Source organism: Tenacibaculum ovolyticum DSM 18103 (genome assembly GCF_000430545.1).
Lineage (GTDB): Bacteria > Bacteroidota > Bacteroidia > Flavobacteriales > Flavobacteriaceae > Polaribacter > Polaribacter ovolyticus.
In genome coordinates this window covers 78005-92355 of record NZ_AUMF01000020.1, presented here as the reverse complement: position 1 = coordinate 92355, position 14351 = coordinate 78005, and the positions used below count along the sequence as shown (strand labels likewise).

At 28.4% G+C, this 14351-nt stretch carries 12 protein-coding genes; 6 read left to right on the top strand and 6 right to left on the bottom strand.

The window, feature by feature from the left end; translation table 11 throughout:
* The 4 genes from H518_RS21555 to H518_RS0108095 all read right to left on the bottom strand — a co-directional run.
* Positions 1 to 145, bottom strand: a 145-nt coding sequence (locus H518_RS21555) for a transposase (RefSeq protein WP_043706388.1), incomplete at its 3' end; no start/stop codon positions are given.
* 88 nt (positions 146 to 233) lie between these two features.
* Positions 234 to 878, bottom strand: a complete 645-nt coding sequence (gene msrA / locus H518_RS0108105; RefSeq protein WP_028888590.1) for a peptide-methionine (S)-S-oxide reductase MsrA — start codon at positions 876 to 878, stop codon at positions 234 to 236.
* Positions 879 to 928: 50 nt separating this feature from the next.
* Positions 929 to 1423 (bottom strand): hypothetical protein, encoded by a 495-nt coding sequence (locus tag H518_RS0108100; RefSeq protein WP_155995184.1) that lies wholly within the window; start codon positions 1421 to 1423, stop codon positions 929 to 931.
* Between the two features lie 80 nt (positions 1424 to 1503).
* Complete coding sequence (locus H518_RS0108095) at positions 1504 to 2616, bottom strand: hypothetical protein (RefSeq protein ID WP_028888588.1); 1113 nt, start codon at positions 2614 to 2616, stop codon at positions 1504 to 1506.
* Between the two features lie 113 nt (positions 2617 to 2729).
* Between H518_RS0108095 and dnaX the strand changes: the two genes are divergently transcribed.
* From dnaX to H518_RS0108065, 6 genes are all read left to right on the top strand, one after another.
* Complete coding sequence (gene dnaX / locus H518_RS0108090; RefSeq protein WP_028888587.1) at positions 2730 to 4445, top strand: DNA polymerase III subunit gamma/tau; 1716 nt, start codon at positions 2730 to 2732, stop codon at positions 4443 to 4445.
* A gap of 74 nt (positions 4446 to 4519) precedes the next feature.
* Positions 4520 to 5353, top strand: a complete 834-nt coding sequence (locus H518_RS0108085; protein ID WP_028888586.1) for a universal stress protein — start codon at positions 4520 to 4522, stop codon at positions 5351 to 5353.
* Entirely contained in the window at positions 5354 to 7570 is a 2217-nt protein-coding gene (locus H518_RS0108080) for a SulP family inorganic anion transporter (protein WP_028888585.1), read from the top strand.
* A gap of 39 nt (positions 7571 to 7609) precedes the next feature.
* Positions 7610 to 8560, top strand: coding sequence for a DUF2157 domain-containing protein (locus H518_RS0108075; RefSeq protein WP_028888584.1), 951 nt, complete (start codon positions 7610 to 7612; stop codon positions 8558 to 8560).
* A complete protein-coding gene (locus tag H518_RS0108070) occupies positions 8548 to 9624 on the top strand; it encodes a DUF4401 domain-containing protein (protein WP_028888583.1) in 1077 nt (358 codons plus the stop codon). The genes H518_RS0108075 and H518_RS0108070 overlap by 13 nt, the downstream gene beginning before the upstream one ends.
* Positions 9611 to 10099, top strand: a complete 489-nt coding sequence (locus tag H518_RS0108065) for a GDYXXLXY domain-containing protein (RefSeq protein WP_028888582.1) — start codon at positions 9611 to 9613, stop codon at positions 10097 to 10099. The genes H518_RS0108070 and H518_RS0108065 overlap by 14 nt, the downstream gene beginning before the upstream one ends.
* A gap of 54 nt (positions 10100 to 10153) precedes the next feature.
* Here the strand turns inward: H518_RS0108065 and pbpC are convergent, their stop codons facing one another.
* Positions 10154 to 12502, bottom strand: coding sequence for a penicillin-binding protein 1C (gene pbpC, locus H518_RS0108060; protein WP_043706715.1), 2349 nt, complete (start codon positions 12500 to 12502; stop codon positions 10154 to 10156).
* A gap of 235 nt (positions 12503 to 12737) precedes the next feature.
* Positions 12738 to 14198, bottom strand: a complete 1461-nt coding sequence (locus H518_RS20470; protein WP_051263712.1) for a leucine-rich repeat protein — start codon at positions 14196 to 14198, stop codon at positions 12738 to 12740.
* Positions 14199 to 14351 lie beyond the last annotated feature (153 nt).

Genomic DNA, 14351 nt, shown 5'->3' with positions numbered 1-14351 from the left:
CTTTGTAAAAACCAACCCATTTACGAATGTTAGATTCATTTAGACCTTTTTGTTTAGAAACAGCTGCTGCTGAATAGTGTGATTCTAAAACTAATTTTACACATTCAAGTTTAAATGCATAATCATACTTGACTTTTCTGCCCATAAAAATACCCCCAAATAGTGTCTAACTTTTTGGGGGCAGTGTAATTTGGGGAGTTTTTTTTGTGATTTCACATATAAAATCGATGGTTTTAATGCTTTCCTTTCTTTAATAATTGAGGGAAATTACGTTTAAACCTATTTAACCTAGGTACTGAAACATTTTTTACATATGGATTTTCAGGATGCAGGCGCTCATAATTTTGATGATACTCTTCAGCAGGATAGAACTTCGTAAACTTTGTAACTTCTGTAACTATTTTACCTTTATATATTTCTGTATTTAACTTTTTAATAGTGGCTTCAATAATCCTCTTTTCATTTACCGTATTATAAAAAGCTATCGATCTGTATTGAGAACCATAATCAGGATGCTGCCCATTCACAGTTGTTGGGTCATGAGACCCGTAAAATACTGCTACTAATGTTTGAAAACTCACTTTTTTAGGATTATAGTATACTGCTACAGTTTCAGCATGCCCTGTACGCCCCGTTCCTATCTTTTTATATGTTGGATTTTGTGTATGTCCTCCTGCATATCCAGAAACAACTTCCTCCACTCCTATTACGCTTTCAAAGACCGCTTCTACACACCAAAAACATCCACTTGCAAAATAGGCCTTTTTTAATTCCTTTTTTCCCTTATTTACACCCTCTACATTTTTTATTTTTTTACTTTTAAAACCAAATAAACTAAGAAGAATAACTAATAAGCTAAGTATCTTTATTAATTTCATATATCATATTTTATACACCTTAAGTCGTATAAATATAATTATATTACATATTAAAAGTGAAAATTTAGATTAATAATTCCTACATTAGAGAAACCACTATCTATCCATTTTTTGTTTGCTTTCTTATCAAAACTTCCATTATCTACAACAAAGTTATACTTAATAAAAATACCTGGCTCTGTACTTATACTAAAGTGCTTAGAAATATTAAACATTATCCCTAAAAAACTATTTCCTAAGGCAGCTCCTAAATGCTTATCACTCTCTTTAATATGATGATACATACCACCCAACTCAAAACCATAATAAAACTCCCACTTTCGGGTTCTCTTAAATAGTTTATCATATCCTATTTTAGCTCCAAAATCAACCGTTCCTCCTTCACTTGTATCTAAATTATAATTTAAACCTAAGCGGTAATGATATTTCTTATTTTTTTTAAATCTATATGTTAATAAATACGCATTCTTGTCTGTAGGAAAAACTGAGTTTATAAATCGGGATGCAGCAATACTTATTTGATGTTTACTATCTCTTATATCCAAAAAAGAATCGCTCTTTTGAGAAAGAGCGATTTTATATATAGTTAAAAAAAGTAGTAGAACTATTTTTTTTGAACAATTCATTAATTAAAATATTTTTTTGTAATTTCTTCTATTCTCTTAGTAAAGTCACCAAAATAAACTTCTGCACTCTCCTTTTCACCATCTTTAAAAGTCATATTAAAAGGGAAATCAGCTTTATCATCAATTGTTATATCAGATATTTTAATATCATTATATAATAATTCACTATCTAAAATCGTGTTAATTTCATTTGTTGATAATTCACTTATTTTCTTACCTAAAGCTTTTACTTTAGTTACGTCGAAACTATATGTAACTTTTAAATTGTTATGAGAAAAATAACCTTTTATCTTTTTAAGGTCGTTCTCAATACTTGAAACATTACCGTAATCTGAAGTATTCAACTCTAAATCAGTATTAAATGTATACCCACAATCACCTTCTGATGATAATGAATAAGTGAAGTTAAATTTAGTTGGTGATACTCTATTAAATTTAAAAGAATTTGTAAAAGGACTTGTAAAAATCTGAATATCTGCTTTTAAAGGCATAGAAAAATTAGTATTCACATCATATGTTACTTCTTTTATATCTATTTCAAAAGTTTTAACATTATCTACAGTTACTAATAAATGTCCTTTTGTAGGTAATTTTACAATTTCATTTGTATAACTAACCTCTATATCTTCATAGCTGTCAACAATTAATACTGCATTATTTAATGTACCTGTATAAACCGATGGGAAATTTAACTCTATAATTGAAGCATCAGCAATTCTCTCCCATTTTTTTTCAACAATATCCCAAGAATATTTTCCTTTTAATCCATTATAATTAAATCCATTATCTTTATTAAAAGGACCAAACTGTCTATCAAACTGTTCCATTGTAAAATTAATCCACGATTCAGATTCAGTGTATGAACCCCATGAACCAGAATGAGTTGTTTCTACATCTTCTTTTATAATCGCTTTGTAAAAGAAATCAGAAAAACCTCCATCTGCTAGAGTCTCTAAGCAACTATAAAAGCTATCCATATTAGCTTTTATATTCTCTTTATCTTCTTCAACTGTAGTAGGATTTGCAACATCTGGTTCATTACTTTCTGTACATGATACAACAGTTAAAAACACAGCAGCAAACAACATTAATAAATAATTAATTTTTTTCATAGTATTTTTTTTTAAAAATTTAGTTGCGAATTTATAATAAATTTTTATTGTTTATATTATTATTTATGAATTCTTTTTTTCTATTTTTGTTATACCTAAAACACTACAAATTAATGGAGCATTTTATAGTATCGGCACGTAAATATCGTCCTCAAGTTTTTGAAGATGTAGTTGGGCAACAAGCCATCACAAATACGTTAGAAAATGCTATAAAAAACAACCATTTAGCACAAGCTTTACTTTTTACAGGACCAAGAGGTGTTGGTAAAACATCTTGTGCTCGTATACTTGCAAAACGAATAAATCAAGAAGATGCTGATACGAATACTGATGAAGACTTTGCCTTTAATATTTTTGAATTAGATGCTGCTTCAAACAACTCAGTAGATGACATTCGTAGTTTAACCGATCAAGTTCGTATTCCGCCTCAAACAGGAAAATACAAGGTTTATATTATTGATGAAGTACACATGCTTTCTCAAGCAGCTTTTAATGCTTTTTTAAAAACATTAGAAGAACCGCCTGCACATGCTATTTTTATTTTAGCTACTACAGAGAAACATAAGATTATACCAACTATATTATCTCGTTGTCAAATATTCGATTTTAAACGAATTGGTGTTTTAGATGCAAAAGAATATCTAAAAACTATTTGTGTAAAAGAAAATATCACTGCTGATGATGATGCATTGCATGTTATTGCTCAAAAAGCTGATGGGGCTATGCGTGATGCTTTATCTATTTTTGATAGAGTTGTTAGTTTTTCTGGTAGTAATTTAACTCGTGAAGCTGTTACTCAAAACTTAAATGTATTAGATTACGATGTCTATTTTAATATTACTGATTTATTAGTTGATAATAAAATACCACAAGTATTAATGGCATTTAGTGATGTTTTAGGTAAAGGATTTGAAGGACATCATTTTATTAATGGTTTGGCATCACACTTTAGAGATCTATTAGTTGCAAAAGATGAAGCAACTATATCTTTGCTAGAAGTTGGAGACAATACTAAAAAGAAATACTTAGAGCAAGCCAAAAAGGCTAATATGCAATTTCTACTCCCTGCTATTGATAAAGCTAATGATTGCGATTTAAAATACCGAGGCAGTAAAAACCAAAGATTACTGGTAGAATTAACCTTAATGCAAATAGCCTCTATCAATTTTGATGGAGCAAAAAAAAAATCTAGCAACTACATAATTCCTGCTACATTTTTCACATCTTTATCTCCCTCTGTAAAGAAAGAAACAGTAACATCTGTTCCTGTTGTAAAAACTGAAGAAAAAGTTCAAGTTAAGCCAAAAATTCAGGCTCCTTTAACTAAGGTTGTTGCAGAATCAACAAAACCTTTATTAAAAAACATAAAACGCCGTGCTTCAGCTTTATCTTTAAAAAGTATTCATCAGAAAAAAGAGATAAAAACGAGTTTTAGTGAAGACGAAAATTTCGAAAACCATCCCAGAACTCCGTTTACTCATGAAGAACTTAAGGATGCATGGAAAAAGTATTACTTTAAATTACAAGAACTTGGTGAACGCAGTATTGCAGCTATCTTAGCCTCTAGTGAGCCTCAGTTAGGAAAAAATTATTCCATAATTTTTTCTTTACCTAATGATTTAATGAAAACACAATTAGAGCGAGGTAAACCAAAACTTATTGGTTTTTTACGTGAAAAATTAAATAATTACGGAATTCAAATTGATGTTGTTGTTAATGCAATTGCAGAAAAGAAGTTTGCTTACACTCCGCAAGAAAAGTATAATAAATTAAAGGAAAAAAATCCATTAATTGAAAAGCTCAAAAATACTTTCGGCTTAGACCTATAATAATCTCTTCATTTAATTCTCTTTATTTTCGATTATTTGTTTACTTTTAGGCCTTTCAGATAAAAACAGATCTATTGCAAGAAATACATAAAATTTTAATTGGTATTGCTTTTTCTCCTAGTTTAAAAGCAAACTTATTTGAAACAATAAGATTATCTAATATGTTTAACGCTCAATTAGTTGGAGTACATGTCGGTAAAAAATCTATTGAAAAAGAAAACCAATTACAAGAATTATTAAATGAAGCCCCAAAATTAGAACTTCCTTTAAAAACAATTTGGCAAGAAGGTAAACCTGTTGACGTTATCCTACAAACCTCTAAACAAGAGAATGTTAATCTACTAATTCTTGGTGCTTTACAAAAAGAAAAGTTATATAAATATTATGTAGGTTCAATTGCTAGAGAGCTTACAAGAAAGGCTCCTTGCTCAGTATTATTGCTTATAAGACCTGCTATAGAAAGAGTACCTTGTAAACATATTGTAGTTAGTGGCTTGCAAGATCACAAAACGGAAGAAACAATTAAGACAGCTTTTAATTTATCGCAAAAATTAGATTGCAAAAGAGTTACAATCGTTGAAGAAATTAGTCAAACTGAATTAAATGTAAAGGTTAATGATGACGTATCATTACGTAAAACAACATTAGAAAAAGAACGCATGCAGAAACGCGAAGATGCTCGTGTAGAAAAAATGCTTCAGCATATTGACACAAGTGATATTATTGTAAAAACACAAAGTATTTTTGGTCGTAGAGGTTATTCTATAGGTCATTATGCAAAAATTAAAAGAGCTGATTTATTAGTTATAAGTGCTCCTAAAAAAACAGGAATATTAGATCGAATATTTCCTCACGATTTAGAATATATATTATCAGAATTACCAACCGATGTTTTAATAGTTAAGTAGATGGGAAAAGGGTTTAAAACATTTTTAAGTAAAATACCACAAAATATTTTTGCAGGTTTCGTTGTTTCATTAATTGCACTTCCATTAGGTTTCGGTTTAGCATTAGCTTCTGGGGCACCTCCTATTTCAGGTGTTATCGCCGCAATAGTTGGAGGTACAGTCGTTGCTATTTTAGGAGGTTCAAATGTAACCATTACTGGGCCAGGTAACGGTTTAGTTGTTGTTGTACTGGCTGCTATAACCACTTTAGGTGCTGGTGATATGCATCAAGGTTATTTATATACACTTGCTGCTATCGTTATTTCGGGTGCAATAATGATAATTCTTGGCTTTCTTAGAATGGGTGCTCTCGGAGATTACTTTCCTTCTTCAGCCATTCAAGGAATGTTAGCTGCAATTGGTATTGGAATTTTTGCAAAGCAATTTCATGTAATGCTAGGTAATTTAAACGCTAAAGGGAGTATCATTAGTTTATTAATACAAGTTCCTGAAGCTATAATAAACTTTATAAAAACTCCTGATACGAGTGTTCTATATGCCGGTTTAGTAGGTATTATTAGTTTACTGATAATGATATTTTATAGTAAAATACGTAATAAATACTTTCAGCTTATCCCCGCTCCTATGTGGATTGTTGTTTTAAGTATTGGTATGTATTATTATTACGATTTATTCTCAGTAGACGTATATCCTATAGATAAAAATTTATTGATCAATTTACCTAATGACGTATTATCTAATTTTGCTTTTCCTGATTTTAGGAAAGCCTATACTTTTGAATTTATCAATGCTGTAATTGCTATTACTTTAATAGCAAGTATTGAAAGTTTACTTAGTATTAAAGCTGTAGATAAATTAGATACTTTAAAAAGACGATCTAATGTAAATAAAGATATTAGAGCTTTAGGGTTGGCAACTGTAATCAGTGCTTTCTTAGGAGGCTTAAATGTTGTAACGGTAATTGCACGTAGTTCAGTAAACGTAAATAATAAAGGGAGTAATCGTTCTGCAAACTTTTTCCATGCAACTTTCTTAGTTATTTTTATTTTACTTTTTGCAACAGAACTTCGTAAAATACCTTTACCTGCATTAGCTGCTATTTTGGTATATACTGGCTATAAATTAGCTTCTCCTGAAAACATTAGAAAAGTATTTAAAATAGGAAAAGAGCAACTAATTATATTCTTTGTTACCTTACTAACAACCATAGCAACTAGTTTAATTACAGGTATATTAGCTGGAATATTTATTACATTCATTATTCATGTTTTCATCAATAAAAACCTGATGCTTTTTATTAGAAACCTATTAAAACCAAATGTTTTAATGTTTAAAGAAGATGAAAAGTATTATGTTTCTGTAAAAAACTTCTCTAGTTTCCTAAATTATACAAAATTAAAATCTAAGTTAGATCAGATACCTGAAAATGAAGAAGCTATAATCGATTTTTCTTTATGTGACTTTATAGATCATTCAGTAATGGAAAACCTTAATAATTATGCTGAAACTTTTAAACGTAAAGGAGGTTATTTTGAAGTAATAGGCTTAGATGGTTATAAAACTGGAAGTGAGCACCCATTTGCTTTGCGTAAGAACATTCCTGTTCAGTCTGAACAAAACACAAATGTTAATACTTTAACCAAAAGACAAAAATCACTACAAAAAATTAGTAATGAATTAAAATGGAGCTATGATTCTTTGCCAAAAGAAGCTGTTACCGAAATTCCTCATTTTGGTTATTTTAAGACACGACAGATAAGTAAAGTATCAAATATCTTATCTAACGAAAATTGTACACTGTTTGATGTTGAATTTTCTGAAGGAGAATTAATTGCAAAACAAATTATTAAAGTAACAATGATGTACATTGATATTGCGAAATACACTCCTGAATTCACTTTAGATAAAGAGGGGATTTTCGAATATATTTATCATTTTGCTGGCTTTAAAGATATTGATATTGAAAACCATCCTGACTTTTCAAAACGATTTTATCTTTCAGGAAAAAATGCCTTTGAAATAAAAAAATTCTTCAGCGATGAACTTGTTCTGTTCTTTGAAAGTAATAAATACTACCATATTGAAGGAAATCAAAAAGGGCTGTTAGTAATTGGTAGAGAGCGATTAGCTGGTATTAAAGAAATTAAAACATTAGCCGATTTCGGAGTTCGATTGAAAAAAATTATTTGTACAGAAAAAATAGAATCATACATTTAAAAAATTATCTACAGAGGTCACTAAATATTTAAAAAATAAATGGCTAAGATTGAAAGAGAAGACATTCAAATAATAAGTAGGCATAGTAATTGGTCAGAAAAAAGTATTGAAACAGCATTAAAAAAGAATGTTTATAATGATAAAACTTCTTGGCTAAAGTTTATAAAAATACTTTTTATTAGTTTAGGTATTAGTTTTACAACTGCTGGAGTACTTTTTTTCTTTGCTTATAATTGGGCTGACTTACATAAGTTCATGAAAATAAGTTTAATTGAAGGTTTACTTATAATTACAACTTTAATTGTAGTTTTTTCTAAAATCAGCTTAAATATTAAAAACATAATTCTAACAGGAAGTTCAATACTTGTAGGTGTTTTATTTGCCGTTTTCGGGCAAATTTATCAAACAGGTGCCAATGCTTACGACTTCTTCTTAGGTTGGACTATGGCAATTACAATTTGGGTCATAATTTCTAACTTTGCCCCATTATGGTTACTGTTTATCACTTTAATAAATACAACAATAATATTATACACAGAGCAAGTAGCACAAGATTACTCAGAAATTTCTGTGCTTTTATTGCTCTTTATAGTCAATGTTGTATTCTTACTATTTGCTTTATTTTGTAAAAAGAACATCAAAGAAATTGAACCACCAATTTGGTTTACAAATTTAATAGCATTGGTTGCTGTTACTTTTAGTACAATAGGTATTTGTAATGGAGTTTTTGAAAAACAACAAACAAGTTTCATCTTATTAATAATAATTACATCAATAATATACGCTATTGGAGTTAAATATGGATTAAAAGTAAAAAGTGGTTTTTATCTCTCAATAATACCTTTTAGTATTATCATTATTATTTCTTCTTTTCTTATAGAATTATCAAATGATGCAAGTATGTTTTTTATAATCAGTTTGTTTGTTGTTTCAAGTATAACTTTAGTTATTAAAACTCTAATTAATCTACAGAAAAAATGGAGAAACTAATTAACAAAAAAAAAATATTAGATGAAGTTCGTTTGTCTGAAGGAGAGAATTTCCAATATAATGAAGAAGCTATTCTTAAAGATTTTAAAATACAAGAAGATAACAAATCTAGTTTAGCGATTAAAATACTTTCTATTTTTGGTGGTTTCTTAGCTACTATTGCCTTTATAGGCTTTCTGTTAATTGCAGGACTGTACAATTCTGAAATTGGATTAGTATTATTTGGATTCATATTTATAGCATCTGCTATTTTACTTAATAAAATTTATGACAAGCTTATTATAGATACTTTTAGCGTTTCTTCATATGTTATTGGTAATATATTACTAGTTTTCGGATTAACAGAAATGAATTTTGATGAAAATATTATTTCAGGGTTAATTAGTCTTATAGCTATATTCTCATTATTTATCACACAAAATTATATTTTATCATTTATTGCTATACTAACTGTTAACAGCTGTTTTCTTTACCTATTAACCTTTCATCATGCGTATGATTTTATCCATTTATATATTGGCCTTTCTGTTTTAATTCTTGCATATTTGTTTTTAAATGAAGCTAAACTAATATCTTCAAATGTAAAAATATCTAAATTATATGCTCCTTTTAGAATAGGCTTCATAATTTCTTTACTAATTGGGCTTGTAGCTTTTAGTAAAGAAAATTTATTTTTAATATCACCTAATAATATATGGTTATCATCAATAACACTTATAATTGTTAATATATATATGGTTTACACCATTTTAAAAATTATTGAAGTAAAAAATCTTACAAATAAATTATTAATATATATTCTTACTAGTTTAGTTCTAATATCTTTAGTTTTAGCTCCAACTATATTAGGAGCTATCGCAATTATGTTATTATGCTTTCTTGTACAATATAAAACAGGTTTAGCAATAGGGATAATTTCATTTATATATTTTATCTCTCAATATTATTATGATTTAAATTTCACATTGTTAACAAAATCGATAATCTTATTTTCTTCAGGCATCGTATTTCTATTCTTATATATATTCACTAATAAATACATTCTTTCAGATGAAAAAGTATAAATGGGCGATTGTTCTTATTAATCTTATCGTTTTACTTTGGCTATTTAATAATTCATTGCTTAAGAAAGAAACATTACTATCTGAAGGAAAGTTAGTTTTATTAGAGCTGGCTCCTGTTGACCCGAGATCTTTAATGCAAGGTGATTATATGACTTTAAATTATGCCATTTCAAGAAATATTAAATATGATAGTGTTTCTAAAAGAGGATTTTGTGTTGTTAAATTAGACGAAAATGGTATTGCTCACAAAGTAAGATTACAAGCAAATAAAAAACCTATTAATACTACTGAATACATTATAAGGTATACATTAAAGCAGTGGAGAGGTATAAATATAGGAGCTGAATCTTTCTTTTTTCAAGAAGGTAAAGGTAAAAAGTATGAAAAAGCTAAGTATGGCGGTATTAAAATAGACAATAAAGGTAATAGTCTCTTGATTGGGTTATATGATGACGAATTAAAAAAAATACAATAAAAGTGCTTTAAATACTCTATAAAAAGTGTTTTAGTGTTTTTAATATAAATAGTATTACAATATTTCTATAAGTCGTGTTTTTTCATTACCCAAATTATCAATTACTGTAATTTTATGATTCCCTTTTACAGGTATAATTGCTTGTTCATGATATTGATTTGTATTTCCTATAAAAACATCATTTAAATACCAATACAAAGTAGCATCTGCACTGGCATGTGTTACTTTTAATATAACAGCATTTACTTTATTATCTACTCCTTTTGTTAAAGATATTTTAGATCGATATTTTGTTGGAAATACAAAATCCATTGTATTATTTTCTAATAAACTACAATCACTTCTATAATTAGGTAACGTACTATAGCTGGCGTTTTTTTGTTTATAATAATGAGCCATTAGTGGAGGTAAAACAAACCACGATTTTGTTTTCATATTAGTTACAGACTCACAGTTAGAATTTACTTGAAATTTTTCAGTAACATCAACTGTTATTTGTTTGTGATAAGGACACGATTTTGCTCTTACGCCATTTTTAGGAATCTTTTTTACAATTGATTTACAGATAGGTAAAGCCAAATAACCACTTTTTTCACAAATATTTTCTTCAATTAACGCTTCAAAAGGTTCTAAAAACCAATCTGATTTTGGTAACACATCAAAAACATTAAATAATAGTGGAGCCGCACTACCTACCCCTGTTAAGTCAGGTCTGCCTTCTCCATCAGAATTTCCAACCCAAACACCAACTACATATTTTGGAGTTACACCAATTGCCCAAGCATCTTTGTATCCAAAACTAGTACCTGTCTTCCATCCTATTTTCTGAGAAGAATCAAAGTATTTCCATGCCTGGTCGGTATATGGTCTATTAACTTCCGTTAACGTATTTAACGTCGTATAAGCAACACCTGCATCAATATATTTATAATCTTTTTGAAGAGTTCCAAAATTTAAATTTGAAGAGTTTATATAACTAGGTTCAATAAATTCATTTGAATAATACTTATGTTTTGTAATTTCAAAGTGATTTATAATACTTGCATAACCTGCAAAAGTTTTACATAAATCCCACAAACTAGCCTCAGCACCTCCTAAAATTAATGATAAGCCATAATAATCAGCCGATTTATCTATATCATAAATGTTGTAGTCTTTTAAATCTGCTCTAAATTTCTCTAATCCATATGATTGTAACATACGAACTGCGGGGATATTTAAAGACCGGGTTAAAGCTTGATTTACAGGTACAGCTCCATCAAAAGTTAAATCAAAGTTTTTAGGAGTATATCCCGCTATTTCGGTTGGCACATCTGCAACTAACTGTGTTGGTAATATAGCTCCTGATTGTAACATCTGAGCAAATAAAAATGGTTTTAAAGTACTTCCCGTACTTCTTGCTGAAACAACATTATTTACATTCTTTTGATGTGCTTTATCGGTTGGTGAATTTCCAACATAACTTATAACTTTTCTTGTAGCAACATCTAATACTAGTACCGCAATATTATAAACCTCGTTTTGTTTTTGACGTTCATAATGTTGTTTCACCAAATTATTTACTTGCTTTTGTATATGTATATCTAAAGAACTTTGTATATATTTTCCTTTATGTTTTTTTGCTACTTCTTGCACAAAATGAGTAGCAATTTGAGGTAATACATATGGTTTTTGAGGTAATTCTTCTTCCAAAGCTAATTCATAAGTAGTTTTATCAATCACTTTTTCTACAAATAACTTTTTAAGTAGTCTATTTCGTTTTTCTTTTAATTTTTGTTGATTTTTTCCTGGATAAATTAACGATGGAGCATTTGGCAAAACCGCCAATGTTGCTGTTTCTGCCCAAGATAATTGATGTGGTTTTAAGCCGAAATACCGCCAAGATGCCATTTCTAACCCTACCACATTCCCTCCAAAAGGCGCATGCGAAGCATATAGTTTTAAAATACTTTCTTTTGATAATCGAAATTCCAATCGAGTAGCCAATACCAACTCTTTTATTTTTTCTAAATAAGAACGTTTTTTATTCTTTCGTGATAATCTAATCACTTGTTGTGTAAGCGTACTTCCTCCACGAACAACTCTTTTTGCTTTTATATTTTCTACAAATGCTTTTCCTATTGAAATTGGATTAAAACCTAAATGATGATAAAAATGAACATCCTCAAATTGTAAAATACAGGCTTCAAACTTTTTTGGAACCGAATCTAATTCAGGAAAACGCCATTGACCATCTTTGGCTATAACCGCCCCTAATAGTTCGTTATTTTTTGCAGTAACAACTGTTGATGTTGGTGTTAAAAATAATTTCTCGGGTAAACACAAATAATAAGCAATCATTAATACACTTATAATGATTACTTTTAGTTTGTGTTTTTTTAATAAAAACAGGATTATTTTCATTTGCAATTTTTCTATTTCAAAAATAGAAAGTTTACAGTTAATTTTAAACCATAAATAAGTTATATTTCCAGCTTATTAAATATTATGAGTTTTATACTACTTTCATCAGTAAACATTCCTTTTTTTACTAAGAATATTCCAAATTAACTTCCTTTTGTTTATTTAAATTTCATACATAAAAAAACACCTTAAAAAAGGTGTTTTTAACGAGTATTTTTTTAAAAAAATAATTAGCCTATTGTTCGCAAGTACTACTATCTTTAATTTCTTCAATAGATGGGTTATAAAGGTTTCCATTAATATCTAAATCTAATGAAGCATCAGTATTCAAATAATTTTGTAATGAACAAAATGAAGCTAATATAATATTCCCCCCAATGTTAAATTTCTCTTCAATTTCAGTTAAATTTTCTAAGCCTATTAAACTTTTTAGTGAATCATTAAGCCAAATATTAAAATATCCTCCGATTTCTGTTAAATTTGCCAAGCCTGTTAAATCTTCTAGTGAATCATTATTTACAATACTAAGAGAACGTCCAATTTTTGTTAAATTTTCTAAACCTGTTATAATTTTTAGAGAAGCATTATCTCTAATATCAAAATTCCCTGCAATTTCTGTTAAACTAGTCAAACCTGTTATACTTTCTAGTGAAGCATTATCTAAAATATAAAAATAGCCTCCTCCAATTTTTGTTAAATTTTCTAAGCCTGTTATGATTTTTAGTGAAGCATTATCTGCAAGATTAAAATCTCCTCCAATTTCTGTTAAATTTTCTAAGCCTAATAAACTTTCTAGTGAATTATTATCTCTAATAGAAAAGCTTTCTCCAATTTTTGTTAAATTTTCTAAACCTGTTAAGTTTTTTAGTGATTCATTATTTGAAATAGAGAATTGTCCTCCTACTTTTGTTAAGTTTTCTAAACCTGTTAAGCTCGTTAGTGAATTATTACCTGAAATATTAAAATATGTTCCAGTTTCTATTAAATTTTCTAAACCTATTAAACTTTCTAACGATGGATTATCATAAACTAAAAATTGATCTCCAACTTTTGTTAAATTCTCTAAACCCTTTAAGCTTTCTAGTAAAGTATTATTTCCAATTCTTATTTCTCCAGCAGCTGTTAAATTACTAAAAGTCTCTAAGTTTATTAAATCTGTGTCTTTAATAGAAAAATCTCCTCCTACTACAATCAAATTATTTAAATATTCAATACTACTTGCTGACACATTGGATATCAACAAATCTCCCATAATAATCTCATACTTTCTTTCTTCAAATAATTTAACGATATCGGCATGAACACTTGAATGTATAATTAAATCGCCTGGAAAAATTTTATTTTGTTCCATAAAATTATCCAACGCTGTTTTTACTTCCGATAATTCTGCTTCAAGCTCACTCATATCTTTATCAGAATTAACCATAGCTTCTTCAATACTATCAATTTTGTCTTTAAATGTATTGAGTAATTGGGTATTTGTTTCAACTAAACCATCAAGATTATCAAGTGATTCTTTGATTGTATTTACTTTTTCTATTAATTCCTTTAATTTTGCAACATCTGCTTCTAACAACGTAGTTCTCGTTTCTAAAGAGGATATTTGATTTTGAAGATCATCGATTTCATTTGAGTTACATGAATTAAAAATTGTTAGAGAAATAATCCCCAAGACAAAGAGTTTTACTACTTTCATAATAATTAAATTTTTAGGTATTTTAGTATTTTGCCTAAAAAAAAAGTACAGTAATAGTTCATAGCATTTTTAGTAGACAATTTTTTTTGGCAAATATATAAAAACACACAGATAATTATAAAAAATTAGTCAGTTAAAACTCATACTTTTATG

Excerpts from the sequence above, each read along its gene's own strand:
- msrA (WP_028888590.1), bottom strand. The coding sequence starts at position 878 with ATGAAATTAATAAAGATACTTAGCTTATTAGTTATTCTTCTTAGTTTA.
- H518_RS0108095 (WP_028888588.1), bottom strand. The coding sequence starts at position 2,616 with ATGAAAAAAATTAATTATTTATTAATGTTGTTTGCTGCTGTGTTTTTA.
- dnaX (WP_028888587.1), top strand. The coding sequence starts at position 2,730 with ATGGAGCATTTTATAGTATCGGCACGTAAATATCGTCCTCAAGTTTTT.
- H518_RS0108080 (WP_028888585.1), top strand. The coding sequence starts at position 5,354 with ATGGGAAAAGGGTTTAAAACATTTTTAAGTAAAATACCACAAAATATT.
- H518_RS0108075 (WP_028888584.1), top strand. The coding sequence starts at position 7,610 with ATGGCTAAGATTGAAAGAGAAGACATTCAAATAATAAGTAGGCATAGT.
- H518_RS0108070 (WP_028888583.1), top strand. The coding sequence starts at position 8,548 with ATGGAGAAACTAATTAACAAAAAAAAAATATTAGATGAAGTTCGTTTG.
- H518_RS0108065 (WP_028888582.1), top strand. The coding sequence starts at position 9,611 with ATGAAAAAGTATAAATGGGCGATTGTTCTTATTAATCTTATCGTTTTA.
- pbpC (WP_043706715.1), bottom strand. The coding sequence starts at position 12,502 with ATGAAAATAATCCTGTTTTTATTAAAAAAACACAAACTAAAAGTAATC.
- H518_RS20470 (WP_051263712.1), bottom strand. The coding sequence starts at position 14,198 with ATGAAAGTAGTAAAACTCTTTGTCTTGGGGATTATTTCTCTAACAATT.